The sequence below is a fragment of the Streptomyces sp. NBC_01142 genome, from assembly GCF_026341125.1.
Classification (GTDB): Bacteria; Actinomycetota; Actinomycetes; order Streptomycetales; family Streptomycetaceae; genus Streptomyces.
The window spans coordinates 143,889-169,656 of sequence record NZ_JAPEOR010000002.1; the positions used below are offsets into that span (position 1 = coordinate 143,889).

24 protein-coding genes are annotated in these 25,768 nt (G+C 69.5%); 2 read left to right on the forward strand and 22 right to left on the reverse strand.

Going from position 1 to position 25,768, the window contains the following annotated elements; translation table 11 throughout:
- Positions 1 to 4: 4 nt before the first annotated feature.
- The 6 genes from carB to pyrR form a co-directional block, all read right to left on the reverse strand.
- On the reverse strand, positions 5 to 3,316 hold the full coding sequence (gene carB, locus OG883_RS17965) for a carbamoyl-phosphate synthase large subunit (RefSeq protein ID WP_266542049.1): 3,312 nt from the start codon (positions 3,314 to 3,316) through the stop codon (positions 5 to 7).
- Positions 3,309 to 4,460: a glutamine-hydrolyzing carbamoyl-phosphate synthase small subunit gene (carA, locus tag OG883_RS17970; RefSeq protein WP_266542056.1), complete on the reverse strand. Its 1,152-nt coding sequence runs from the start codon at positions 4,458 to 4,460 to the stop codon at positions 3,309 to 3,311. The genes carB and carA overlap by 8 nt, the downstream gene beginning before the upstream one ends.
- Positions 4,457 to 5,038, reverse strand: coding sequence for a hypothetical protein (locus tag OG883_RS17975; protein ID WP_266542059.1), 582 nt, complete (start codon positions 5,036 to 5,038; stop codon positions 4,457 to 4,459). The genes carA and OG883_RS17975 overlap by 4 nt, the downstream gene beginning before the upstream one ends.
- On the reverse strand, positions 5,035 to 6,321 hold the full coding sequence (locus OG883_RS17980) for a dihydroorotase (protein ID WP_266542062.1): 1,287 nt from the start codon (positions 6,319 to 6,321) through the stop codon (positions 5,035 to 5,037). Before OG883_RS17980 ends, OG883_RS17975 begins: the two co-directional genes overlap by 4 nt.
- 2 nt (positions 6,322 to 6,323) lie before the next feature.
- The gene (locus tag OG883_RS17985; RefSeq protein ID WP_266542065.1) at positions 6,324 to 7,310 is read right to left on the reverse strand and encodes an aspartate carbamoyltransferase catalytic subunit; all 987 of its coding nucleotides are present in this window, start codon (positions 7,308 to 7,310) and stop codon (positions 6,324 to 6,326) included.
- 89 nt (positions 7,311 to 7,399) lie between these two features.
- Positions 7,400 to 7,978: a bifunctional pyr operon transcriptional regulator/uracil phosphoribosyltransferase PyrR gene (gene pyrR, locus OG883_RS17990; protein WP_266542068.1), complete on the reverse strand. Its 579-nt coding sequence runs from the start codon at positions 7,976 to 7,978 to the stop codon at positions 7,400 to 7,402.
- Positions 7,979 to 8,201: 223 nt separating this feature from the next.
- On the opposite strand from pyrR, the gene bldD reads away from it, so the two are divergent.
- A complete protein-coding gene (gene bldD / locus OG883_RS17995) occupies positions 8,202 to 8,702 on the forward strand; it encodes a transcriptional regulator BldD (protein ID WP_266542071.1) in 501 nt (166 codons plus the stop codon).
- A 239-nt stretch (positions 8,703 to 8,941) separates the two neighbouring features.
- Here the strand turns inward: bldD and nusB are convergent, their stop codons facing one another.
- The 15 genes from nusB to OG883_RS18070 all read right to left on the reverse strand — a co-directional run bounded on the left by nusB (position 8,942) and on the right by OG883_RS18070 (position 22,635).
- On the reverse strand, positions 8,942 to 9,376 hold the full coding sequence (nusB, locus tag OG883_RS18000; RefSeq protein ID WP_266542074.1) for a transcription antitermination factor NusB: 435 nt from the start codon (positions 9,374 to 9,376) through the stop codon (positions 8,942 to 8,944).
- 2 nt (positions 9,377 to 9,378) lie between these two features.
- Positions 9,379 to 9,945: an elongation factor P gene (gene efp, locus OG883_RS18005; protein WP_266542077.1), complete on the reverse strand. Its 567-nt coding sequence runs from the start codon at positions 9,943 to 9,945 to the stop codon at positions 9,379 to 9,381.
- A 58-nt stretch (positions 9,946 to 10,003) separates the two neighbouring features.
- Entirely contained in the window at positions 10,004 to 11,110 is a 1,107-nt protein-coding gene (locus tag OG883_RS18010; RefSeq protein ID WP_266542080.1) for an aminopeptidase P family protein, read from the reverse strand.
- Between the two features lie 82 nt (positions 11,111 to 11,192).
- Positions 11,193 to 12,155, reverse strand: coding sequence for an AAA family ATPase (locus OG883_RS18015; protein ID WP_266549150.1), 963 nt, complete (start codon positions 12,153 to 12,155; stop codon positions 11,193 to 11,195).
- A 150-nt stretch (positions 12,156 to 12,305) separates the two neighbouring features.
- Complete coding sequence (locus OG883_RS18020) at positions 12,306 to 12,746, reverse strand: type II 3-dehydroquinate dehydratase (RefSeq protein ID WP_266542083.1); 441 nt, start codon at positions 12,744 to 12,746, stop codon at positions 12,306 to 12,308.
- Positions 12,743 to 13,837 (reverse strand): 3-dehydroquinate synthase, encoded by a 1,095-nt coding sequence (gene aroB, locus OG883_RS18025; protein ID WP_266542086.1) that lies wholly within the window; start codon positions 13,835 to 13,837, stop codon positions 12,743 to 12,745. The genes OG883_RS18020 and aroB overlap by 4 nt, the downstream gene beginning before the upstream one ends.
- Entirely contained in the window at positions 13,834 to 14,316 is a 483-nt protein-coding gene (locus OG883_RS18030; protein ID WP_266549152.1) for a shikimate kinase, read from the reverse strand. The genes aroB and OG883_RS18030 overlap by 4 nt, the downstream gene beginning before the upstream one ends.
- Before the next feature lie 29 nt (positions 14,317 to 14,345).
- On the reverse strand, positions 14,346 to 15,530 hold the full coding sequence (gene aroC / locus OG883_RS18035) for a chorismate synthase (protein ID WP_266542089.1): 1,185 nt from the start codon (positions 15,528 to 15,530) through the stop codon (positions 14,346 to 14,348).
- A gap of 146 nt (positions 15,531 to 15,676) precedes the next feature.
- A complete protein-coding gene (locus tag OG883_RS18040) occupies positions 15,677 to 16,039 on the reverse strand; it encodes a hypothetical protein (protein WP_266542092.1) in 363 nt (120 codons plus the stop codon).
- Positions 16,040 to 16,078: 39 nt separating this feature from the next.
- Complete coding sequence (locus OG883_RS18045; protein ID WP_266542095.1) at positions 16,079 to 16,921, reverse strand: shikimate dehydrogenase; 843 nt, start codon at positions 16,919 to 16,921, stop codon at positions 16,079 to 16,081.
- Positions 16,899 to 18,623: an endolytic transglycosylase MltG gene (mltG, locus tag OG883_RS18050; RefSeq protein ID WP_266542098.1), complete on the reverse strand. Its 1,725-nt coding sequence runs from the start codon at positions 18,621 to 18,623 to the stop codon at positions 16,899 to 16,901. Before mltG ends, OG883_RS18045 begins: the two co-directional genes overlap by 23 nt.
- 96 nt (positions 18,624 to 18,719) lie before the next feature.
- Complete coding sequence (gene ruvX, locus OG883_RS18055) at positions 18,720 to 19,184, reverse strand: Holliday junction resolvase RuvX (RefSeq protein ID WP_266549155.1); 465 nt, start codon at positions 19,182 to 19,184, stop codon at positions 18,720 to 18,722.
- An 8-nt stretch (positions 19,185 to 19,192) separates the two neighbouring features.
- Positions 19,193 to 21,862, reverse strand: coding sequence for an alanine--tRNA ligase (gene alaS / locus OG883_RS18060; protein WP_266542102.1), 2,670 nt, complete (start codon positions 21,860 to 21,862; stop codon positions 19,193 to 19,195).
- Entirely contained in the window at positions 21,862 to 22,197 is a 336-nt protein-coding gene (locus OG883_RS18065) for a DUF6167 family protein (RefSeq protein WP_266542105.1), read from the reverse strand. The genes alaS and OG883_RS18065 overlap by 1 nt, the downstream gene beginning before the upstream one ends.
- Positions 22,198 to 22,203: 6 nt before the next feature.
- On the reverse strand, positions 22,204 to 22,635 hold the full coding sequence (locus OG883_RS18070; protein WP_266542108.1) for a DUF948 domain-containing protein: 432 nt from the start codon (positions 22,633 to 22,635) through the stop codon (positions 22,204 to 22,206).
- Positions 22,636 to 22,792: 157 nt separating this feature from the next.
- Here OG883_RS18070 and OG883_RS18075 point away from each other — a divergent pair, with 157 nt between their 5' ends.
- Positions 22,793 to 24,982: a regulator gene (locus tag OG883_RS18075; RefSeq protein WP_266542111.1), complete on the forward strand. Its 2,190-nt coding sequence runs from the start codon at positions 22,793 to 22,795 to the stop codon at positions 24,980 to 24,982.
- Positions 24,983 to 25,004: 22 nt separating this feature from the next.
- Here the strand turns inward: OG883_RS18075 and rpsD are convergent, their stop codons facing one another.
- Entirely contained in the window at positions 25,005 to 25,619 is a 615-nt protein-coding gene (gene rpsD / locus OG883_RS18080; protein ID WP_266542113.1) for a 30S ribosomal protein S4, read from the reverse strand.
- Positions 25,620 to 25,768 lie beyond the last annotated feature (149 nt).

Sequence of the window (25,768 nt, forward strand, 5' to 3'; positions counted from 1 at the left end):
GCTGCTAGGCCTCGCGGGCCGCGGTCAGGTGTTCCGCGTGTTCCTGGAGTGAACGGACTCCCACATCGCCGCGGTTGAGCGCGTCGATGCCCTGGACAGCGGCGGCGAGCGCCTGGACCGTCGTCAGGCACGGGACGGATCGCGCCACGGCCGCCGTACGGATCTCGTAGCCGTCGAGGCGGCCGCCGGTGCCGTACGGCGTGTTGACGATCAGATCGACATCGCCGTCGTGGATGAGCTGGACGATGGTCCTCTCGCCGTTCGGTCCCGCGCCCTCGGACTGTTTGCGCACGATGGTGGCGTTGATGCCGTTGCGCTTGAGCACCTCGGCCGTGCCGGACGTGGCGAGCAGTTCGAAGCCGTGGGCGACGAGCTCCCGTGCCGGGAAGATCATCGAGCGCTTGTCGCGGTTGGCGACGGAGATGAACGCACGGCCCTTGGTGGGCAGCGGACCGTACGCCCCGGCCTGCGACTTGGCGTACGCCGTGCCGAAGACCGAGTCGATGCCCATGACTTCACCGGTGGAGCGCATCTCCGGGCCGAGGACGGTGTCGACGCCGCGCCCGTGGATGTCGCGGAACCGCGACCAGGGCATCACGGCCTCCTTGACGGAGATCGGCGCGTCCATCGGGAGCGTGCCGCCGTCGCCGTTCGCCGGGAGCATGCCCTCGGCGCGCAGTTCGGCGATGGTCGCGCCCAGCGAGATACGGGCCGCGGCCTTCGCCAGCGGTACGGCCGTCGCCTTCGAGGTGAAGGGGACGGTGCGCGAGGCACGCGGGTTGGCCTCGAGGACGTACAGGATGTCGCCGGCCATCGCGAACTGGATGTTGATCAGTCCGCGGACGCCCACACCCTTGGCGATGGCCTCGGTCGAGATGCGCAGCCGCTTGATGTCGAAGCCGCCGAGCGTGATCGGGGGCAGCGCGCAGGCCGAGTCGCCGGAGTGGATGCCGGCCTCCTCGATGTGCTCCATCACGCCGCCGAGGTAGAGCTCGGTGCCGTCGTAGAGCGCGTCGACGTCGATCTCGATGGCGTCGTCGAGGAACCGGTCGACCAGGACGGGTCGGGTGGGGCTGATCTCGGTGGACTCGGCGATGTACGACTCGAGGCGGATCTCGTCGTACACGATCTCCATGCCGCGCCCGCCCAGCACGTACGACGGGCGTACGAGGACGGGGTAGCCGATCTCGTCGGCGATGGCCTTGGCCCCGGCGAAGGTGGTCGCGGTGCCGTGCTTGGGGGCCGGGAGTCCGGCGTCGGCAAGGACCTGGCCGAAGGCGCCACGGTCCTCGGCGGCGTGGATCGCCTCGGGCGACGTGCCGACGACCGGAACGCCGTTGTCCTTGAGCGCCTGGGCGAGACCGAGCGGTGTCTGGCCGCCGAGCTGGACGACGACGCCCGCGATCGGGCCCGCGAGGGTCTCGGCGTGGACGATCTCGAGCACGTCCTCCAGGGTGAGCGGCTCGAAGTAGAGCCGGTCGGAGGTGTCGTAGTCGGTGGAGACGGTCTCCGGGTTGCAGTTGACCATCACGGTCTCGTAGCCCGCATCGCTGAGCGCGAAGGAGGCGTGGACGCAGGAGTAGTCGAACTCGATGCCCTGGCCGATGCGGTTCGGGCCCGAGCCGAGGATGATCACGGCGGGCTTGGTGCGCGGCGCGACCTCGCCCTCCTCGTCGTACGAGGAGTAGAAGTACGGGGTCTTCGCTGCGAACTCGGCGGCGCAGGTGTCGACCGTCTTGAAGACCGGGCGGATGCCCAGCGCGTGCCTGACCTCGCGGACGACGTCCTCGCGCAGCCCGCGGATCTCGGCGATCTGCGCGTCGGAGAAGCCGTGGCGCTTGGCGTCCGCGAGCAGCTCGGGGTCGAGCTTCTCGGCGGCGGCGAGCTCGTCCGCGTGCTCCTTGATCAGGAAGAGCTGGTCGACGAACCACGGGTCGATCTTCGTCGCGTCGAAGATCTCTTCGGGGGTGGCGCCCGCGCGGATGGCCTGCATGACGGTGTTGATCCGGCCGTCGGTCGGGACCTTCGCGGTCTCGAGCAGCTCCGCCTTGTCGCCCGGCTCCCCGGTGAAGGCGAACTGCGAGCCCTTCTTCTCCAGGGACCGCAGGGCCTTGTTGAGTGCCTCGGAGAAGTTGCGGCCGATGGCCATGGCCTCGCCCACCGACTTCATGGTGGTGGTGAGGGTGGCGTCGGCGGACGGGAACTTCTCGAAGGCGAAGCGGGGCACCTTGACGACGACGTAGTCGAGCGTGGGCTCGAAGGACGCCGGGGTCTTCTCGGTGATGTCGTTGGGGATCTCGTCGAGCGTGTAGCCGACGGCGAGACGGGCGGCGATCTTGGCGATCGGGAACCCGGTGGCTTTGGAGGCGAGCGCCGAGGAGCGGGAGACGCGCGGGTTCATCTCGATGACGATGATCCGGCCGTCGTCGGGGTTGACGGCGAACTGGATGTTGCAGCCGCCGGTGTCCACGCCGACTTCACGGATGATCGCGATGCCGACGTCACGCAGCCGCTGGTACTCACGGTCGGTCAGTGTCATCGCCGGGGCGACGGTGATCGAGTCGCCGGTGTGCACGCCCATGGGGTCGAAGTTCTCGATGGAGCAGACGACCACGACGTTGTCGTTCTTGTCGCGCATCAGCTCCAGCTCGTACTCCTTCCAGCCGAGGATGGACTCCTCCAGGAGCACCTCGGTGGTCGGGGAGAGCGTGAGGCCCTGTCCTGCGATCCGGCGCAGCTCGTCCTCGTCGTGCGCGAAGCCGGAGCCGGCACCGCCCATGGTGAAGGAGGGGCGGACGACGACGGGGTAGCCGCCGAGCGTCTCCACGCCCTTGATGACGTCGTCCATGGAGTGGCAGATGACCGAGCGTGCGGACTCGCCGTGGCCGATCTTGGCGCGGACGGCCTCGACGACGCCCTTGAACAGGTCGCGGTCCTCGCCCTTGTTGATCGCCTCGACATTGGCGCCGATGAGCTCGACGCCGTACTTCTCGAGGACGCCCTGCTCATGCATGGAGATCGCGGTGTTGAGCGCGGTCTGGCCGCCGAGGGTGGGCAGCAGCGCGTCGGGGCGCTCCTTGGCGATGATCTTCTCGACGAACTCCGGGGTGATCGGCTCGACGTACGTGGCGTCGGCGATCTCCGGGTCGGTCATGATCGTCGCCGGGTTGGAGTTGACCAGGATGACGCGCAGGCCCTCGGACTTGAGGACGCGGCAGGCCTGGGTGCCGGAGTAGTCGAACTCGGCTGCCTGGCCGATGACGATCGGGCCGGAGCCGATGACCAGGACGGACTGGATATCGGTGCGCTTAGGCACGCTGGCCCTCCATCAGGGAGACGAAACGGTCGAAGAGGTACGCGGCGTCGTGCGGGCCCGCGGCCGCCTCGGGGTGGTACTGGACGCTGAAGGCCGGCTGGTCGAGCAGCTGCAGGCCCTCCACCACGTTGTCGTTGAGGCAGACGTGGGAAACCTCGGCGCGTCCGTAGGGGGTGTCGGAGACCTTGTCGAGCGGGGCCTCGACGGCGAATCCGTGGTTGTGCGCGGTGACCTCGACCTTGCCGGTGGTGCGGTCCTGAACGGGCTGGTTGATACCGCGGTGGCCGTACTTCAGCTTGTAGGTGCCGAAGCCGAGCGCGCGGCCGAGCAGCTGGTTGCCGAAGCAGATGCCGAAGAGCGGGGTCCTGCGCTCGAGGACGTCCTTGATCACGGTCAGGTCGGCGGTGGCCGGGTCGCCGGGGCCGTTGGAGAGGAACACACCGTCGGGGTTGACGGCGTACACGTCCTCGACGGTGGCGGTGGCGGGCAGCACATGCACCTCGATGCCGCGCTCGGCCATGCGGTGCGGGGTCATGCCCTTGATGCCGAGGTCGAGTGCGGCGACGGTGAACTTCTTCTTCCCGATCGCCTCCACGACGTACGCCTCGGTGGTGGCGACCTCTGCGGAGAGGTCGGCGCCCTTCATCTCGGGGGCTTCCATCACACGGGCCAGCAGCGTGGCGTCGCCGGCGAGCGCCTCGCCGGAGAAGATGCCGACGCGCATCGCGCCGCGCTCGCGCAGATGGCGGGTGAGCGCGCGGGTGTCGATGCCACTGATGCCGACGATTCCCTGCTTGACGAGCTCCTCGTCCAGGGAGCGCCGGGAGCGCCAGTTGGAGGGCACGCGGGCGGGGTCGCGTACGACGAAGCCGGCGACCCAGATCTTCCTGGACTCGTCGTCCTCGTCGTTGACGCCGGTGTTGCCGATGTGCGGGGCGGTCATCACGACGACCTGGCGGTGGTACGAGGGGTCGGTGAGCGTCTCCTGGTAGCCGGTCATGCCGGTGTTGAACACCGCCTCGCCGAAGGTCTCCCCCACGGCCCCGTAGGCGCGGCCGCGGAAGGTGCGGCCGTCCTCCAGGACAAGTACGGCGGGAGAAGTCCCTTGCCTCTTCGAGGCGTGCCCCGGATTGGAGGTCGTCATCGTGCGGGGCCTTCCGTCGTAAGGAACTGGTTCATGGAGTTGATGGCTTCGACCCAGGCGGAGTGCTCGGCCGCGCGGTCGGAGCGGAAGCCGGAGTCGATCAGCTTGTCGCCGTGCGCCCAGGTGATGACGAGCAGTCCGCCCTCGGCAAGGACCTTGCCGGCGATGCCCTTGTCGAGCCGGGCCTCGCGCAGGGCTTCCCGGGGGATGAAGAAGTCGCTCGCGCCGGGGCGTACGACCGCCACTCCGGCGTCCGTGAGCGTGAGCTCGAGGCGGCTGCGTACGCCCAGGCCGTGGGCGACGATCCGGTCGAGCCACTGTCCGGCGGTCGTGGAGCCGTGGTAGCGGCCGGTCAGTTCAAGTTTCGCCTCGCCCTGCGCCTCGGGCGCGGTGGGCAGTGCGGGCAGGTCGGACTGGAGGCTGCCGCGCCACTTCCATCCCTGGCGCATCAGCCAGTAGACGAAAGCGATGAAGAGCACCAGTCCGGCCACCCAGCCGAGACGCGCGGCCCAGTCGGTGACTTCCGCCGACTTCTGTTCGGCAGCCACTTCGGCCAGATTGCTCAGTGCAGGTGTCACGCCAGCTTCCCGTCCACGACCGTCGCCCGGCCCCGCAGGAAGGTGTGGGTGACGCGTCCCGGCAGCTCACGGCCCTCATAGGGGGTGTTGCGGCTGCGGGAGGCGAAGCCCGCGGGGTCCACGGCTCCACGGTATGCCGGATCGACGAGGGTGAGGTTGGCGGGCTCGCCAGCCGAGACGGGGCGGCCGTGGTCGTCCAGGCGGCCGATCTTCGCAGGCCGGAACGACATCCGGTCCGCGACGCCCGCCCAGTCGATGAGGCCGGTGTCGACCATCGTCTGCTGGACGACGGAGAGCGCGGTCTCCAGGCCCACCATTCCCATGGCGGCCGCGGCCCACTCGCAGTCCTTGTCCTCGTGCGGGTGCGGGGCGTGGTCGGTGGCGACGCAGTCGATGGTGCCGTCGGCGAGGGCCTCGCGCAGCGCCAGGACGTCGGCCTCGGTACGCAGCGGCGGGTTCACCTTGTAGACCGGGTTGTACGTACGCACCAGCTCGTCGGTGAGCAGCAGGTGGTGCGGGGTGACCTCGGCGGTGACGTTCCAGCCCTTGGACTTGGCCCAGCGGACGATCTCGACCGAGCCGGCGGTGGAGAGGTGGCAGATGTGCACGCGCGAGCCGACATGGGCGGCGAGGAGGACATCGCGGGCGATGATCGACTCTTCGGCGACGGCGGGCCAGCCGCCGAGCCCCAGCTCGGCGGAGACGATGCCCTCGTTCATCTGGGCGCCCTCGGTGAGGCGGGGCTCCTGGGCGTGCTGGGCGACGACGCCGTCGAAGGCCTTCACGTACTCCAGCGCGCGGCGCATGATCACCGCGTCGTCGACGCACTTGCCGTCGTCGGAGAAGACCTTCACCCCGGCGGCGGAGTCGTGCATCGCGCCGAGTTCGGCGAGCTTCTTGCCCTCCAGGCCGACGGTGACGGCGCCGACGGGCTGTACGTCGCAGTAGCCGGACTGCTTGCCGAGCCGCCAGACCTGCTCGACGACGCCGGCGGTGTCGGCGACGGGGAAGGTGTTGGCCATGGCGTGTACGGCGGTGAAGCCGCCGACAGCGGCCGCCTTGGTGCCGGTCAGGACGGTCTCGGAGTCCTCACGTCCGGGCTCGCGCAGATGGGTGTGCAGGTCGACCAGACCGGGGAGCAGGATCTTCCCCTCGGCCTCGATGACGGTGGCGTCGCCCGCCTCGATACCCGTACCGACCCGGGCGATGGTCTCGCCGTCGATCAGTACGTCCTGCGGCTCGCCGCCCAGCACCTTCGCGCCACGAATCAGGATCTTGCTCATGGTTACTTGTTCTCCTCGGTGCGCGCGTGGGTGGGGCTGATGGCGGACTCGTTGCCGCCCAGAAGCAGATACAGGACGGCCATCCGGGTCGACACACCGTTGGCGACCTGCTCGACGGCCGTACAGCGGTCGGAGTCCGCGACCTGCGCGGTGATCTCCATGCCGCGGTTCATCGGGCCGGGGTGCATGACGATCGCGTGCTCGGGCATCCGGGCCATGCGGTCGCCGTCCAGGCCGTAGCGGCGCGAGTACTCGCGCTCGGTCGGGAAGAAGGCGGCGTTCATCCGCTCGCGCTGCACACGCAGCATCATCACCGCGTCGGACTTGGGAAGCACGTCGTCCAGGTCGTACGAGACCTCGCACGGCCAGTTCTCGACGCCGATCGGCACCAGGGTCGGCGGGGCGACGAGGGTGACGTGGGCGCCGAGGGTGTGCAGCAGCAGGACGTTGGAGCGGGCCACCCGGCTGTGCAGTACGTCGCCGACGATGGTGATGCGGCGCCCTTCCAGATCGCGTCCCAGGCCCGCGTCGGGGCCCACCAGGCGGCGGCGCATGGTGAAGGCGTCGAGCAGGGCCTGGGTGGGGTGCTCGTGCGTACCGTCGCCCGCGTTGACGACCGCCCCGTCGATCCAGCCGGAGGTGGCGAGCCGGTAGGGGGCGCCGGAGGCGCCGTGCCGGATGACGACGGCGTCCGCGCCCATCGCCTCCAGGGTCAGCGCGGTGTCCTTCAGCGACTCGCCCTTGGAGACGGACGAGCCCTTGGCCGAGAAGTTGATGACGTCGGCGGACAGCCGCTTGGCGGCGGCCTCGAAGGAGATCCGGGTCCGCGTCGAGTCCTCGAAGAAGAGATTGACGACGGTGCGGCCGCGCAGGGTCGGCAGCTTCTTGATCGGCCGGTCGGCGACCCGGGCCATCTCCTCGGCGGTGTCGAGGATCAGGACGGCGTCGTCGCGGGTGAGGTCGGCGGCCGAGATGAGGTGACGCTTCATCTGGTGCTCCGTGGGTCGTGGAGGGGCGCTGGAACGTGGGCGGGCAGGCGTGTGCACGGCCCCGGTCCCCGGGTCCGTGCGCAGAAGTGCTACTGCTCGCCGGCCGGAGCGGTCTGCTTCACACCGAGCAGCACGGTGTCGCGACCGTCCTCCTCGGCAAGCTGGACCTTGACCGTCTCCCGCAGCGACGTGGGGAGGTTCTTGCCGACGTAGTCGGCGCGGATCGGGAGTTCACGGTGGCCGCGGTCGACGAGGACCGCGAGCTGTACGGCGCGCGGCCTGCCGATGTCGCCCAGCGCGTCGAGTGCGGCGCGGATGGTGCGGCCGGAGAAGAGAACGTCGTCGACGAGGACGACCAGCCGGCCGTCGATGCCGTCACCGGGGATCTCGGTGCGGGCCAGCGCGCGGGCGGGCCGCATGCGCAGGTCGTCGCGGTACATGGTGATGTCGAGGGAGCCGACCGGGATCTTTCGGCCGGTGATCTCTTCGAGCTTGTCGGCCAGCCGGCGGGCGAGGAACACACCGCGGGTCGGAATGCCGAGGAGCACCACGTCGTCGGCACCCTTGGCGCGTTCGACGATCTCGTGGGCGATGCGGGTCAGTACCCGCGCGATGTCGGGAGCCTCGAGAACGGGGCGCGCCACATCGGAGCTGTTGTGCGTGTCCATTATGAAACGGACCTCCTTCTCCGCCTCACGGGACGGATCTTAAAGGACGTCGGAATTACGCCACCCACGCTACCAGGGCCTTGCCTGGGCCCCGGCCCCGCCCCCGGCGGATACCGGTCCGGACCCATTCGGCTTGACGCATCCAAGTAACGCTGCGTAACCTCACAGTGAGTTACCAGCCGCGCGGCGGAGCCGCACGTTGTCACAGCGTCCGGGGAGCTATATGTCCAGCGAATACGCAAAACAGCTCGGGGCCAAGCTCCGCGCCATCCGCACCCAGCAGGGGCTTTCCCTCCACGGAGTGGAAGAGAAGTCCCAGGGCCGCTGGAAGGCCGTCGTGGTCGGCTCGTACGAGCGCGGCGACCGTGCCGTGACCGTACAGCGTCTCGCCGAGCTGGCGGACTTCTACGGCGTCCCGGTGCAGGAACTGCTTCCCGGCACCACGCCGGGCGGAGCGGCCGAGCCGCCGCCGAAGCTCGTCCTGGACCTGGAGCGCCTGGCCCATGTGCCGCAGGAGAAGGCAGGCCCGCTCCAGCGTTACGCCGCCACGATCCAGTCCCAGCGCGGCGACTACAACGGCAAGGTGCTGTCGATCCGCCAGGACGACCTGCGCACCCTCGCCGTCATTTACGACCAGTCGCCGTCGGTCCTCACCGAGCAGCTCATCAGCTGGGGCGTTCTGGACGCGGACGCACGGCGCGCAGTCTCCCACGACGAGAGCTGACGCCACTTCAGGAGAAACGTCACGTCGCCGTCACCTCGGCGGCATGTCGGAGGGCGAACCCGGCTGTTCCGGGTTCGCCCTCCGCTGCGTTTCTCCCACCGGACGGGAAACCAAGCCCCTACGGCGATTGAGGAGCGGCGTTCGGAGCGGAGCCCCGACGGGGCAGCCAGCACAAGCACGAGGCCCGAAGCCAAGGACTGTTCGTCCTCGGCTTCGGGCCTGGTGAAGCAGGCTGCGCCCTAGTCGCGATCGCGGCGCAGGCTCGGCTTGAGGTCCTTGAAGCGGCCGAGCAGGCCGTTCACGAACGACGGGGACTCGTCGGTGGAGAACTCCTTGGCAAGCTGCACGGCCTCGTCGATCACCACCGCGTCCGGGGTCTCGTCCACCCACACCAGCTCGTACGCACCGAGCCGGATGATGTTGCGGTCGACGACCGGCATCCGGTCGATGGTCCAGCCGACGGAGTAGGTGGCGATGAGGTCGTCGATGCGGTCCGCGTACTGCGCGTACCCCTCGACCAGCTCCATGGTGTACTCGCCGACCGGCGGCTGCCGGTCGTCGGACCGTGAGTGCCGCACCCAGTCCGCGAGGACCGTCTGCACGGACTCACCGCGCTGGTCGGCCTCGAAGAGGATCTGGAAGGCGCGCTTACGGGCCTTGTTCCGGGCAGCCACGGTTAGCTGTTCACCCGGCCGAGGTACTCACCGGAGCGGGTGTCGACCTTGATCTTCTCACCGGTGGTGATGAAGAGCGGGACGCCGATCTCATAACCGGTTTCCAGCGTGGCCGGCTTGGAGCCGCCGGTGGAGCGGTCGCCCTGGACGCCCGGCTCGGTGTGCTGGATGACCAGCTCGACGGCGGCCGGCAGCTCGACGTAGAGCACCTCGCCCTCGTGCTGGGCGACGCTGGCCGTGAAGCCCTCGATCAGGTAGTTGGCGGCGTCGCCGACAGCCTTGCGGTCGACCATCAGCTGGTCGTACGTCTGCATGTCCATGAAGACGAAGTACTCGCCGTCCATGTACGAGAACTGCATGTCGCGGCGGTCGACGGTGGCCGTCTCGACCTTCACGCCGGCGTTGAACGTCTTGTCGACGACCTTGCCGGACAGCACGTTCTTGAGCTTGGTGCGCACGAAGGCAGGGCCCTTGCCGGGCTTGACGTGCTGGAACTCGACGACGGACCAGAGCTGGCCTCCGTCGAGCTTGAGCACCATGCCGTTCTTGAGGTCGTTCGTGGAAGCCACGGTTGCGGAATCTCCTGGACTGAAGCTGGTGGGACCGAGGGTGCGCGCCGTAGCGGAGCTAGAGCGCGAGCAGCTCCTTGGTCGTAATGGTGAGTAGCTCGGGTCCGCCGTCCGCCACCTGGCGCACGACGAGCGTGTCATCGATCCGGACACCGCCCCGGCCCGGGAGGTGGACCCCCGGTTCGACGGTGACCGGCACACAAGCGTCCAGTTTACCCATGGCCGCAGGGCCCAGCTGCGGGTCCTCGTCGATTTCGAGCCCGACACCGTGCCCGGTGAGGGCTGCGAGGCCCTCTCCATGCCCTGCGGCGTCCAGGATCTGGCGGGCCGCGTGGTCCACATCGCGGCACTCGGCGCCGGGGGCAAGAGCCTCCCGACCAGCCCGCTGAGCGGCGAAGACGAGGTCGTACAGCTCGATCTGCCAGTCCGCCGGGGTCGTCCCGATCACAAACGTGCGCCCTATCTCGCAGCAGTACCCGCGATAGTTGGCGCCGAGGCAGACGGACAGGAAGTCTCCCTCCTCGACCCTCCGGTCGGTGGGCCGATGGCCGCCGCGGCCGGCGTTGATCCCGGTGGCGACGGAGGTGGCGAAGGCGGGACCGTCGGCGCCGTGGTCGACGAGCCGCCGCTCCAGCTCCAGGGCGAGATGCCGCTCGGTACGGCCCACCAGGATCGACTCCAGCAGCTCACCGAGCGCCTGGTCGGCGATCTCCGCCGCGATCCGCAGACAGGCGATCTCGTCCTCGTCCTTGACCATCCGCTGCTGCTCGACGGCGAGACCGAGATCGGCGAGACGCAGTCTGGGGGCGACCGAGCCCAGCGCCCGGTGCCTGGCAACGGTCAGATGGTGTTCCTCGACGGCGAGCGACTCCACGTCCGCCGTTCTGGTCAGCTCGGCGGCCGCGACCGCCGGATCGCCGGCCGAGGACGGCAGGACGGTCAGCCGCAGCTGTTCGTCGGGGCGGCCGTCGGCGGGATCACCCGTGGGCTTACTGGGGCAGAGCAGCAGGTCTTCACCGGGTCCGATGAGCAGTACGGCGCCGGGCGGGGCTCCGCCGGCGAGATAGCGGACATTGGCGGGGCGGGAGACCAGGGCCGCCGCGCAGCCGGTTGCCGCGCACCGGGCGCGCAGCAGGCTGCGGCGTGCTCCAAACACCTCTGACATATCACGAGCGTACGAGCGGGGGCGCGACTCGGCCGGTTCAGCGCGTCCGACCGGGGTGGCACGCGCGTGCGCCCGGCTGCCACTACCAGTTCGGCGGGCTGGCGATGGAACGGGCCAGGACGTCGTCGAGCACCCGTGCCGTCGTCTCCACGTCGTACTTGGAGTTGTCGATGATCGGCAGGCCGGAGCCGTACCAGCCGGCCATCCGGCCGTGGATGCCGGCCACCTCCTCGTCCGAGAGACGGCGGTTGCCGCTGCGCTCGGCGTTGCGCTCCAGCACGATCTCCAGGCCGGGGAGCAGGACGACGGGCAGCAGCCCGGGGCCGACATGGCGCTTCCAGCCGCCGAGCCCGACGACGGGCCGGTCCGGGAAGACGGCGTCGTCGAGGATGCAGGAGATTCCGTTGGCCAGGAAGTTCCGGGCGGCGAAGCCGCAGGTGCGGCGCGCGAGCCGGTACTGGGCCTCGGAGTGGTCGTTCCAGCCCGACTGGGGGTCGGCGAAGCCGGAGCAGACCCATTCGCGTACGTCGTCGAGGCTGATGTGCGCGGTCGGGACCCGGCGGCTGGTGGCCCAGTGACGGGCCACGGTCGTCTTGCCCGCGCCGGCCGGGCCGATCAGCAGGACGGCCAGGGTGGTCGCTCCGGTGCCGCTGTCGGCCGGTGGCGGGGCAGGTATGGGAACCGGTCCGCCGGGCGGCAGCTGGATGTGCCCGGTCGTGTCGCGGGAGGGCGGTGCGGGGGCGTGCGGAGGTACGGAGCCGGTCCAGCCGGGGGCGGGCGGCTGCCCATGGGGCGCCGGGGACCCCGGCGGAGGCGCTGCGGGAGCGTGCTGCGGAGGGCCCGCGGGTGACCCGTGCGGAGGATGCGGAGGACCGGCGGGTGCGCCGGGCGGATGTCCTGCCGGAGCGTGCTGCGGAGGGCCCGTGGGTGACCCGTGCGGCGGGCCGGGGTGAGGTCCCTGGTGCTGGGCGCTGTGTGTCCATCCCGCCGGTCCCTGCCCCGGTCCGTGGGGCGGCGGCAGCGGAGCCCCCACTGCGTGCTGCATCCGGTGCCACTCCGTCTCGTACGACTGACGCTGGTCAGGCGGCAGTTCGGCCACCTCGCTACCGAACGGTACCTCCCCCGGCCACCGCCGGGAGGCGCCCCCTCCGGCCCCCACAGTGGCAACGGCCGGGAAGGGACCGAAGTGCCCCCGTCAGCCGGCCAATTCCTCGGCCAGCGCGCGCAGGGCGAGGCGGTAGGAGCCGATACCGAAGCCCGCGACGGTGCCGCTGGCGACCGCCGCGACCACCGACGTGTGCCGAAATGCCTCGCGCGTGTACGGGTTCGAGATGTGCACCTCGATCAGCGGCGCGGTCCGCTGGGCGGCCGCGTCACGCATCCCGTACGAGTAGTGGGTGAAGGCACCGGGGTTGAGAACGACCGGAATCGAACCGTCTGCTGCCTCGTGCAGCCAGCGGATCATCTCGCCCTCGTCGTTCGTCTCCCGGACGTCGACGTCGAAGCCGAGCTCCTTGCCGAGCTCCTGGCACGTCTCCACCAGACCCGCGTAGGAGGTCGCGCCGTAGACGTCGGGCTCGCGGGAGCCGAGCCGCCCGAGGTTGGGGCCGTTGAGGACCAGCACCTGACGGGTCATGCGGACACCTCTCCGTACGCCGCGAGCAGCACGGCCGGGTCGGGGCCTTCCAGGACGGTCGGCTTGGCGAGCCCGTCCAGGACGATGAAGCGCAGCAGGTTGCCGCGGGACTTCTTGTCGACCTTCATGGTCTCCAGGAGCTTGGGCCACTGGTCGCCGCGGTAGGTCAGCGGCAGCCCGACGGACTCCAGGACCGAGCGGTGGCGGTCGGCGGTCGCGTCGTCAAGACGCCCGGCAAGCCTGCCCAGTTCGGCGGCGAAGACCATCCCGACCGACACCGCGGCACCGTGCCGCCACTTGTAGCGCTCGTTCTTCTCAATGGCGTGGGCCAGGGTGTGCCCATAGTTGAGGATCTCGCGCAGCCCGGACTCCTTGAGGTCGTTGGACACGACCTCGGCCTTGACCCGGATGGAGCGCTCGATCAGCTCGGCCGTGTGCGGCCCGGCAGGCGTCCGCGCGCCCTGTGGATCCGCCTCCACCAGATCGAGAATGGCCGGGTCGGCGATGAACCCCGCCTTGATGATCTCCGCCATGCCGCTGACGTAGTCGTTGACCGGCAGCGAGTCCAAGGCGGCCAGATCGCACAGGACTCCGGCCGGTGGATGGAAGGCACCCACCAGGTTCTTGCCCTCGGCGGTGTTGATACCGGTCTTGCCGCCGACCGCCGCATCCACCATGCCGAGCACGGTCGTCGGCAGCGCGATCCAGCGCACCCCTCGCAGCCAGGTCGCCGCGACAAACCCCGCCACATCGGTGGTCGCCCCGCCCCCGACACCGACAATCACATCAGTGCGGGTGAAACCGGTCTGCCCCAGCGCCTTCCAGCAGTACGCCGCAACCTCGACGGTCTTGGCCTCCTCGGCGTTGGGCAGCTGGACGGCAATGGCCTCATAGCCCTGCGACGCCAGATCCTCACGGATCGCCTCACCGGTGCCCGCCAGCGCCTCGGGGTGCAGCACCGCCACCCGCTGAGCACGCGGCCCGATCAACCCGGGCAGCTCGCCCAGCAGCTGCCGGCCGACCAGCACCTCGTACGGATCGGAGCCTTCCGTGCCGCCTACCTGGATACGGGTCACTGCCTGGTCCGTCATACGTCCTTCAACTCCAGTGCGTCGAGGACCGCTTGGGCGACCTCTTCGGGGGTGCGTTCGTCGGTGGCCACGACGACGCGGGCGACTTCGGTGTAGAGGTGGCGGCGGGCGTCCATCAGCTCCCGCCACTGCCGGCGCGGATTGACGGCCAGCAGCGGGCGCGCCTGGTTGAGGCCGACCCGCTTGACCGCCTCCTCCACTTCCATCGAGAGGTAGACGACGGGCAGTCCGGCCAGCAGCCCACGCGTCGATTCGTCGAGGATCGCCCCGCCGCCGAGGGCGAGGACTCCTTCGTGTCCGGCGACGGCGTCACGTACGGCCGCTCGCTCGAGGTCACGGAAGTACGGCTCGCCCTCGTCGACGAAGATGTCCGCGATCTCCCGGCCCTGGGCCGCGACGATGTCAGCGTCGGTGTCCCGGTAGGCAACGCCGAGCCGGTCGGCGAGCAGCTCGCCGACGGTGGACTTGCCCGAGCCCATGGGCCCGACCAGGACGATCAGCGGGGCGCTCACCGGATGTGCAGGTTGTCGAGGTAGGACTGCACGTTGCGGCGGGTCTCGGAGACGCTGTCGCCGCCGAACTTCTCCCCGACCGCGTCCGCCAGAACCAGCGCCACCATCGCCTCGGCCACGATCCCGGCCGCCGGCACCGCACAGACATCGGAACGCTGATGGTGGGCCGCCGCCACCTCACCGGTGGCAACATCAACAGTCGCCAGCGCACGCGGCACCGTCGCGATCGGCTTCATCGCCGCCCGCACACGCAGCAGTTCACCCGTCGACATACCACCCTCCGTACCACCGGAACGGCCCGAAGTACGACGGATACCCTCCCCGGTCGGCACGATCTCGTCATGCGCCTTCGACCCCGGCACCCGCGCCAGCTCGAACCCGTCACCGACCTCGACACCCTTGATGGCCTGGATCCCCATCAACGCCGCCGCCAGACGCGCATCCAGACGCCGGTCCCAGTGCACATGCGAACCCAGACCGACCGGCACACCGTACGCCAGCACCTCGACCACGCCGCCCAGAGTGTCACCGTCCTTGTGAGCCTGGTCGATCTCCGCGACCATCGCCTTCGACGCATCCGCATCCAGACAGCGCACCGGATCCGCATCCAGCCTCGCCTCGTCGGCAGGCACCGGAACCACACCGTACGGAGCCTTCGCGGCAGCCAGCTCGACCACATGCGAGACGATCTCGATGCCCGCAGTCTCCCTCAGGTAGGAACGGGCGACCGCGCCGAGCGCAACCCGCGCCGCCGTCTCACGGGCACTGGCCCGCTCCAGGATCGGCCGCGCCTCATCCAGCGCATACTTCTGCATACCCGCCAGATCCGCGTGGCCGGGCCGCGGCCGGGTCAGCGGCGCATTACGCGCCAGCTTCGCAAGCTCATCCGGATCGACCGGATCGGCCGACATGACCTGCTCCCACTTCGGCCACTCCGTATTACCCACCATGACCGCCACCGGCGAACCCATGGTCAGCCCGTGCCGCACGCCACCCAGGAAGGTGACCTCGTCCCGCTCGAACTTCATCCGCGCACCGCGTCCATAACCGAGCCGCCGCCGGGCAAGGTGGTCCGCCACCATCTCCGTGGTGATGGGCACACCGGCGGGAAGACCCTCCAGCGTCGCCACCAGTGCGGGTCCGTGCGACTCCCCCGCCGTCAGCCAACGCAACCTGCTCAACGGTGCTCCTCATGATGCTCGCGCCTGGAACTGCGACGGCGCGACCGGGTGCGCGGCCCTGGCCCGCCTTCCCCGATCCTCCCACGTCCGGAGCCGTGACCTGATCTCCGGTCCAGCAGACGGACGTCCGGTGGACAGCCCGACGGTCAGCCGGAGTCGCCGTCCCGGCGCTGCTGAGGGGCGTACGCGCCAAGGAAGTCGGCCCCCTGCGGCTCCTGGCGGGGCGGCTGCGGGGCCTGGGGCTGTGCGGGGGCGTACGGGCCGAGATAGTCGGCTCCGCGGCCCTGGTCGCCCTGCGATGCGGCGACGGGCTGCGGTGCGCCGACGGGCTGCGCCGTCCTGGCCGCGCGCCGCCGCGCGATCTTCCCCCTGATCGACTGCACCCAGCCCAGCACGATGATCAGGGCGAGCAGGCAGAGCAGCGGGATCTCCAGCCAGTCGGGCAGAAACTGGATCACGCCCTCGAAGATGTTCTTGGCTATCGACGCCTGCGGTTGGCCCGTTTCCACGACTGTTCTCCCCCGGTGCTGTGACGGAACGCGCAGATACTAGCGGGCTTCGAGCGCCCGTTCACCTGCAATACGCATCGCCCGCAGCGGCGCCGGGGAACGGCCCGTCATCTGTTCCACCTGGAGTACCGCCTGATGGACCAGGAGGTCGAGGCCGCCGACGACCGCGCCGCCCCGCCGCGACCAGGCGGTGGCCAGGGTGGTCGGCCACGGCTCGTACAGCACATCGAACAGCGTCCCGGGCCGCTCGGGCACCTCGGCGGCGATCGCGTCGGTGGCCCCGGCCGGAGTGGTGGCGATGACCAGAGGGGCTTCGAGCGCCCCCGCGGCCTCCGCCCAGTCGGCGACGCGCACCTCGACGCCGAGCCGCTCGGCCCACCCGCGCATCTCCTCGGCCCTGGCCGCACTGCGTACATACGCGGTGACAGGTCCGGTACAGATGTGCGCGAGCGCGGCGAGCGCGGACGACGCCGTCGCGCCGGCGCCGAGCACGGCGGCCGAATCGACCTTGTCCACGCCCCGCTCCCGCAGCGCGGCGATCATGCCCGGAATATCGGTGTTGTCGCCTGTCCTGCGGCCGTCCTCGGTGAAGACCACCGTGTTGACGGCCTCCACCGAGGCCGCGGTGTCGCTGATGCCGTCGAGCAGCGGAATGATCGCGCGCTTGAGCGGCATGGTCAGCGACAGCCCGGCCCAGGAACCGTCGAGCCCTGCCAGGAATCCCGCAAGCCCGGCCTCGTCCACCTCGAACCGGTCGTACGACCAGTGGGCCAGGCCGAGCTCCGCGTAGGCGGCGCGGTGCAGCACCGGGGAGAGCGAGTGCGCGATGGGCGATCCGAGGACCGCCGCGCGGCGAGCGTCAGTTCTTGCCCTGGCTTGCATCGAACTTGTCCTTCAGCTTCAGGAACTGGGCGTGCGTCTTGGCGAACTCGGTCTTGCTCATACCGTCGGTCGCCACGAAGTACAGCCAGCCGTCCTTCGTCGGGTTCAGGGCCGCCGCCAGTGCCTCATTGCCCGGGTTGCTGATCGGCCCCGGTGTCAGACCCCTCTGGGTGTACGTGTTGTACGGGTCCTGGTTGCTGTTGATCTCGCTTTCAGAGATGTCGATCTTGCTCTGACCCTTGAGGTAGTTGAAGGCGGAGTCGAACTGGAGCAGCTGGTTCGTCTCGGTGTTGGTGGGTTTGAGGCGGTTGTAGACGACCTCGGACATCTTGCGGAAGTCGTCGTGCGTCTTGCCCTCGACCTGCACCAGGCTGGCGAGCGTAAGCAGCTGCCACGGGTCCTTGAGCCCGAGCTGCTTCGCCTTGGACTCGAGACCGACCTCTCGGTACTCCTCGTTCGCGCGGGCGACCATCTGCCTGAGGACTTCTTCGGGCTTGGTGCCCTTGGCAATCGGATAGCTCGCCGGGAACAGGAAGCCTTCCAGCGGGTCCTTGACGTTCGCGTGGTTGTTCGCCCAGCCGGGCAGGCCGAGATTCTTCGCCTCTGCCCGGGCGACCGCGCTCGTGGTGCCCGCCTTGAGTGCGAGTCGCGTGTCGATCTGCTCGTAGATCCGGACATTGCGCTGGCCCTCGGGAATGATGAGGGCGTTGCGGCTGCTGGGGTTGAGCATCGCGGTGACGGCGTTCGCCGCGGACTGCTCCTTGTTCAGCGTGTAGACCCCGGCCTGGATGGTCTTGCCCTTGGGGTTCTGATTCTGGGCCGAGACGAAGGCGTCCACACTCTTGACGACCCCCTTCTCCTTCAGAAGGTTGCCGATCACAGATCCGCCCGCGCCTTCGGGGATCACCACCTGGACCGTGCCGGACCCGGCACCCGTGTAGTCCTCGGCCGCGCCGAACTGGCCCTGCCAGAACTGGTAGCCGAAGTAGCCGACACCACCGACGCCGCCCGCGAGAACCAGCGAGACGACCAGGCACGCGCAGCCGTTACGGCTTTTCTTCTTGGTTTTGCCGCGGCGCTCGCGGCCACCGCCGGCCCGGCGCGACTCGCGCGGGTCGTCGTCGTACTCACTGTCGTCGTCGCGGCCGTCGTCGCCGGTGAAGAAGGGGTGCTTCTCCTCCTGCGGCGCCTCGGCCTGCCAGTCGGCCTCAGCCTCGGGCTCGGGCTCGGCCTCAGGCTCGGGGCGACGCCGGCCGGGGGGCTGCGGCGGCGGGTAGGCCTCGGGCGTGCGGTAGTAGTCGGCACTCTCGTCGGCGTAGCCGGGCTGCTGGGCACCGTAGGGGTCGGCCGGGGTGGTGCCGTACGGCATGGCGGCCTGCTGACCGGTGTCCCACGCGCCGTTGTACTGCTGCTGGTTGTACTGCTGCTGTTGCTGCGGGTACTGCTGCTGGTACGGGTCCTGCTGCTGCGGCTGCTGGGGGTACTGCTGCTGGTGCGGGTCCTGCTGGTACGGATCTTGCTGGTACGGGGCCTGTCGGCCGTCGTACTGCTGCTGCGTCGGCTGCGGGTACTGCTGCTGCGGCTGGCCGCCGTACGGAGTGTGGCCGGCTGCGGCCTGCTGTCCTCCCCATCCCTGGTCCCCGTACAAGGGGTCCTCGGGATTCCACGGTTCGGAGCCGGGGCTCCGGCCATACTCAGTCATCGATCCCCTAGGGCCGCGAGACGACGATCCGCCTCATTTGCCGTGGGGCAGCTGTTCGAACACCGCCCCATCGCGCGGAACGTTACCGTATCGCGATCAGACAACCACTTCGACGCCCTCGCCGGGTGCGGTACCTGACGTCCGTTCGGACTCCAGAGCGTTCTGAAGGATCACCACAGCGGCAGCCTGATCGATGACGGACCGGCCTTTTTTGGACTTCACGCCCGAAGCGCGCAGCCCCTGACTGGCCGTCACTGTGGTCATCCTCTCGTCGACCAGTCGTACCGGAACGGGGGCGATCGAGCGGGCGAGCTCCTGGGCGAAGCCGCGGACCTTGATCGCGGCCGGGCCCTCCCCGCCGCTGAGCGAGCGGGGCAGGCCGACCACGACCTCGATCGGTTCGTACTCCTCGACGAGCTGCTTCAGCCGCCGGTGGGCGGCCGGGACATCGCGTCCCGGCACGGTCTCCACCGGTGTGGCGAGGATCCCGTCGGGGTCGCACGAGGCGACCCCGATCCGGGCATCCCCGACATCGATCGCGAGGCGACGGCCTCTGCGCATCAGCGTCGTCACGCCGTCTCGGCGACGGCACGCTCGACGGCGGCCACGGCCTCGCCGATGGCATCCGGGTTCTGGCCGCCGCCCTGGGCGACGTCCGGCTTGCCGCCACCGCCGCCACCGAGGGTCTTGGCGGCGGTACGGACCAGGTCACCGGCCTTGAGACCGCGCTCGCGGGCGGCCTCGTTGGTGGCGATGACGGTGAGCGGCCGGCCGTTGGCGGTGGTGAAGAGAGCCACCACCGCGGGGCGGTCACCCTGAATGCGGCCGCGCACGTCGAGAACCAGCCTGCGCAGATCGTCGGCGGAGGTGCCGTCCGGCACCTGGCCGGTGACCAGAGCGACGCCACGCACGTCCTTGGCGCCCGAGGCGAGACCGGCGGCGGCCTGGAGGACCTTCTCCGCGCGGAACTTCTCGATCTCCTTCTCGGCGTCCTTCAGCTTGGCGAGCATGCCGGAGATCTTCTCGGGGAGCTCCTCGGGACGGCCCTTGACCAGTTCCTGGAGCTGGGCGACGACCGTGTGCTCCTTGGCGAGGAAGTTGTAGGCGTCGACGCCCACCAGGGCCTCGATACGGCGCACACCGGAGCCGATCGACGACTCGCCGAGCAGCTTCACCAGACCCAGCTGGGCGGTGTTGTGGACGTGCGTACCGCCACAGAGCTCCTTGGAGAAGTCGCCGATCGTGACGACTCGGACCCGCTCGCCGTACTTCTCGCCGAACTCGGCGATGGCGCCCTGCTTCTTGGCCTCGTCGATGCTCATGACCTCGGCCTGGACGTCGAGCTCGCGGGCGAGCACGTCGTTGATCTTCTGTTCGACGTCGGTGAGGACCGTGCCGGGTACGGCGTTCGGCGAGCCGAAGTCGAAGCGGAAGCGGCCGGGCGAGTTCTCGGAGCCGGCCTGGGCGGCCGTCGGGCCGAGAGCGTCGCGCAGCGCCTGGTGGGTGAGGTGCGTGGCACTGTGGGCGCGGGCGATCGCGCGGCGGCGCGTGATGTCGATGGCGGCGTAGGCGGAGGCGCCGACCGTCACCTCGCCGACCTGCACCGAGCCCTTGTGGACGCTGACGCCGGGGACCGGCTGCTGGACGTCACGGACCTGGATGACCGCGCCGGTGTCGAGCCTGATGCGGCCCTGGTCGGCGAGCTGGCCGCCGCCCTCGGCGTAGAAGGGAGTGCGGTCGAGGACGACCTCGACCTCGTCGCCCTCGGTCGCGGCGGGCGAGGGCACACCGTCGACGAGCAGGCCGACGATCGTCGACTCGCCCTCGGTGGAGGTGTAGCCGGTGAACTCGGTGGAGCCGGAGTTGTCGGCGACCTCGCGGTAGGCGGAGAGGTCGGCGTGGCCGGTCTTCTTGGCCCTGGCGTCGGCCTTGGCGCGCTCCCGCTGCTCCTTCATCAGACGCCGGAAGCCGTCCTCGTCCACGGACAGCCCCTGCTCGGCGGCCATCTCCAGGGTGAGGTCGATGGGGAAGCCCCAGGTGTCGTGGAGCAGGAACGCCTTGTCGCCGGCGAGGACCGTGCCACCAGTGGCCTTGGTCTCCGTCACGGCGGTGTCGAGAATGTTGGTGCCGCCCTTGAGGGCCTTGAGGAACGCGGCCTCCTCGGCGAGGGCCACGGTCTCGATCCGCTTGCGTTCGGTGATCAGCTCCGGGTACTGCTGCCCCATCGTCTTGATCACGACGTCGACGAGCTCGGCGACGACCGGTCCGGTGGCGCCCATCAGCCGCATATTGCGGATGGCGCGGCGCATGATGCGGCGCAGGACGTAACCGCGGCCTTCGTTGCCGGGCGTGACTCCGTCGCCGATGAGCATCACGGACGTACGGATGTGGTCGGCGACCACACGCATGGAGACGTCCGAGTCGTTCTTGTCGCCGTAGCGGACGCCGGTGAGCTCGGTGGCCTGGTCCATGACGACGCGCAGGGTGTCGGTCTCGTACATGTTCTGTACGCCCTGCAGGATCATGGCGAGACGCTCGAGGCCGAGACCCGTGTCGATGTTCTTCGAGGGCAGGTCGCCGAGGATCGGGAAGTCCTCCTTGCCCTCGCCGGCGCCCCGCTCGTACTGCATGAAGACCAGGTTCCAGATCTCCACATACCGCTCGTCGTTGACGGCCGGACCGCCCTCGACGCCGAACTCGGGGCCGCGGTCGTAGTTGATCTCGGAGCAGGGGCCACAGGGTCCGGGGACGCCCATGGACCAGAAGTTGTCCTTCTTGCCCAGCCGCTGGATGCGCTCGGCCGGTACGCCGACCTTCTCGCGCCAGATCTGCTCGGCCTCGTCGTCGTCGAGGTAGACGGTGATCCAGAGCTTCTCCGGCTCCAGGCCGAAGCCGCCGTCCGCCACGGAGCTGGTGAGCAGCTCCCAGGCGTATGTGATGGCGCCTTCCTTGAAGTAGTCGCCGAAGGAGAAGTTGCCGCACATCTGGAAGAACGTGCCGTGGCGGGTGGTCTTGCCGACCTCTTCGATGTCCGGTGTACGGACACACTTCTGCACGCTGGTGGCGCGCGGGGCGGGCGGCTTGGCCTCACCGAGGAAGTACGGCTTGAAGGGGACCATGCCCGCGTTGACCAGCAGCAGAGTCGGGTCGTCCGCGATGAGCGACGCCGAAGGGACGACGGTGTGACCGCGCTCCTCGAAGAAGCTCAGCCAGCGGCGGCGGATTTCAGCCGACTCCATCAGTGGTCCTCATTCCGGTTGTACGAGTTCTGCGAGTTCTTGTTGTACGGGTGCTGCGGCCGGTCGACGGCCGCGAGGCGTCGCTGCGCGGGCAGTTCGGGGTCGGCGGGTGCCTCCAGGCCCAGCACCTCGCCCAGTTCGGCCTCGCGCTGGACCATGCCGGCCCTGACGTCGAGTGCGAAGTCCTTGAGCTTGTGGCCCGCGTCGATCGCCTTGTTCGCGGCCTGCGCGGCGAGACTCTCGGGCGTCAGCTGCTTGAGCTTGCGGTTGACCTTGGTGGTGGCCCACACGCCGGCTGCGGCGCCCGCGGTGAACCAGAACGTACGGCGGAACATCGAGCTTCAGCCCTTCCGGTTCTTGCGCCGGGCGGACGGCACCGTACGGCCGGTGATCACCGTACGACGGGACGATGCGGCCGGCATGTCGTCGCTCTTGCGGCTCATGGCCCGGCGTACGCCGTAGCCGAAGGCGGCGACCTTGACCAGCGGGCCGCCGAAGGTCGAGGCGACCGTCGAAGAGAGCGCCGAGGCGTTGGAGGTGACCTCCTGGACGTCCGACGCGATGGCGTCGACCCGGTCGAGCTGCGTCTGTGCGGAGCGCACGGTCGCGGAGGCGTCGGCCATCAGCGGCACGGCCTGCTCGGTCACGTCCGCCACGAGTTTGGTGGTCGCCTTGAGCGTCTGGGCCAGCCTCACCAGCACCACGGCGAGGAAGGAGACCAAGATCGCCCAGAAGACGGCCACCAGGATCCCGGCAACCTCTCCACCGGTCACTCTGCACCGCTCTCTGCTCGTCGATGGGTACCTCGAGAATCGTCCTCCGACCCTATCGCGCCCAGGGTCGCACCCCGTACCGCATTACCAGTGCGGGGACGGGAGTTACGCAGGAACATTGTACGGAGTGCGCACGCACGGGTACTCTGCGTGTCTCATGCGGCACCCCCATCGCTCCTGCTCCTCCTCCGATGATCACCCTCCGGTTCAGGGCAATCTCCCGGCAGAACTGAACCGTTTCGTGGGCCGGGCGGAAGAACTGGCCGAGCTCGGCCGCCTCCTGGACGATGCCCGGCTGGTCACCATTGCCGGGGCCGGCGGTGTGGGGAAGTCCCGTTTCGCCGCCCATGGCGCCGCCGCGCTGCAGAATCGGTACCTCGACGGGGTGTGGCTGGTGGAGCTCTCGACTCTCCGCGATCCCGGACTGCTGGCCCACACCGTGGTCGAGGCGCTCTCGGTCACCGACCACACCAGCAGACCGCCGGGCGATGTGCTCCTCGACCACGTCGCCCCACGCCAACTTCTGCTCGTTCTGGACGGTTTCGAGCATCTGGTCGACGGCTGCGCCGGGCTCGTACGAGATGTGCTGCGCCGCGCTCCCCATGCCCAGATCCTCGCCACGGGCCGCAGACCCCTGCGGGTGGACGGCGAGCACCTCGTGTGTCTGGCTCCGATGACGCAGGAGGACGCCGTACTGCTCTTCGCCGACCGCGCCGTCTCCGCGCTGCCGCACTTCCGGCTGACCGAGGACAACCACGCCTCCGTGCGGGAGCTCTGCCGCCGGCTCGACGGTATCCCGCTCGCCCTCGAACTCGCCGCGGGACGGCTGCCCGCCCTCTCCCTCGATCAGCTTCTCGACCGACTCGACGACCGGTTCAGGCTGCTGACCGGCGGCAGCAGGAGTGCGCTGCCGCGCCACCAGACGCTCCGTACGGCGGTGGGCTGGAGTCATGAGCTGTGCACCGGGCAGGAGCGCCTGCTGTGGGCGCGGCTGTCGGTCTTCGTCGGCCAGTTCGATCTGGAGGCGGTGGAGTACGTCTGCAGCGGGCCCGACCTGCCCGCCGACACCGTGCTGGATGTGTTCGGTGAACTGCTTGCCCAGTCGGTCGCCTTCCGCGAGGAGACATCCGTGGGCGTGCGCTACCGCATGCTGGACACGGTCCGTGCGTACGGCGCCGAGTGGCTGGAGGCCCTCGGCGACGACGAGCGGATGCGCCGACGGCACCGCGACTGGTACATGGGCCTGGCCACCTGGTGCGAGCTCGACTGGTTCAGCCCGCGCCAGGCCGAGGTCGCGGCCTGTACGGAGAGCGCGCTGCCCAATCTGCGCGGGGCGCTGGAATTCTGCCTGGAGCATCCGGACGACGCGCATCTGGGCCAGTATCTGGCGGGGACGCTCTGGTTCTACTGGGCCGGATGCGGCCGGCTCGCCGAGGGCAGGCACTGGCTGGACCGGGCCCTGGCGGCGGACGCCGGGCACGAGGAGTCACGGCTCAAGGCGCTGTGGGTGCTCGGCTATGTGGCGATCCTGCAGGGCGACGACATCGCGGCGGCGGGCGCGCTGCACGAGTGCCGGGAGGGGGCGGACCGCAGCGGGAACCTGCTGGCCGCCGCGTACGCCGCCCATCGCCTGGGCTGCCTGGCACTGCTCTCCGACGACATGCCGCGCGCCGAGGAGCTGCTGCGCTCAGCCCTCGCCTCGTACCGGGACATCGGCGAGCTGAACAGCAATGTACTGATGGGCCAGGTCGAGCTCGCCATGACCCTGGTCTTTCAGGACCGGCTGGACGCGGCGGTCGCGCTGTGCGAGGAGGTCAAGGAGATCTGCGAGGAGCGCGGTGAGCTGTGGAGCCGCGCCTACGCGATGTATGTGCTGGCATACGCGGCCTGGGCCTGCGGCGATCACGGCCGGGCGCGGGAGCTGCTCACCGAGTGCATCACCATCGACCACCGGTTCAACGACCTCGTGGGGCTGGTGCTCGCGATCGAGCTGCTGGCCCTGGTGACGGCGAGCGAGGGTGATCCGGCGGAGGCCGCGGTGCTGCAGGGGGCAGCGGCTCCGGTGTGGGCCGCGGTCGGTCTGCCTCTGTTCGGCTCCGGCTACTTCGGTGCGCCGCGCGCCCTGTGCAAGCAGCAGGCGGGCGAGGTGCTGGGTGCCGAGGACTATCAGGCCTGCGTACGGGAAGGGCGGGAGCTCTCCCTGGACGCGGCGGTGCGGCGTGCCCTCGCCGTGCGGGAGCACCCGCGTCCGCCCGAGGTCCGGCAGGGCGGCGTCCGTCCGGCGGTCCTGACAACGCGGAAGCCCGCCGGCTCCCCCACCGGTAAGGGCGGGGAAGCGGCGGGCTGAAGCGCTGTGAGTTACGCCGTGATCAGCGGGCGTAGTACTCGACGACCAGCTGCTCGTCGCAGATGACCGGAACTTCCTTGCGCTGCGGGTCACGGTCCAGGCGGAACGCCAGGGCCTTCAGGTTGACCTGCAGGTAGCGCGGGGTCTCACCGTCGGCGGCGAAGCCACCCTCACGCGCGACCTGGAAGAGCGACTTCTCGCGGCTGCGCTCGCGGACCATCACGACGTCGTCGGGACGGACGCGGAACGACGGCTTGTCGACCTTGCCACCGTTGACCTCGATGTGGCCGTGGACGACCATCTGACGGGCCTGGTAGATGGTGCGGGCGATGCCCGAACGCAGGACCAGGGCGTCGAGGCGGCGCTCGAGCTCGATGACCAGCGCGTCGCCAGTCTTGCCCTCGGCCTTCTTGGCGCGGTCGTAGGCGCGCGCCATCTGGCGCTCGCTGATGTCGTACTGGGCGCGCAGACGCTGCTTCTCGAGCAGACGCACCTTGTAGTCGGAGTTCTGCTTGCGGCCACGGCCGTGCTCGCCCGGCGGGTACGGACGAGCCTCGAAGTACTTGACGGCCTTCGGCGTCAGCGCGATACCGAGCGCACGGGACTTCTTGACCTTGGGACGCGACTGGTTAGGCACGTTCTCCAGACCTCCATTGTAGGTTAGGTTAGGCTCACCTTACTAAAGGAGATCGCATGTCTCGCCCTGGGAACACCAAGCGCGTCACGGACAGCACAAAGAACGTCGACGCTTCTCAGAGCGTCGATGCGACGGAGGTCCGATCAGCT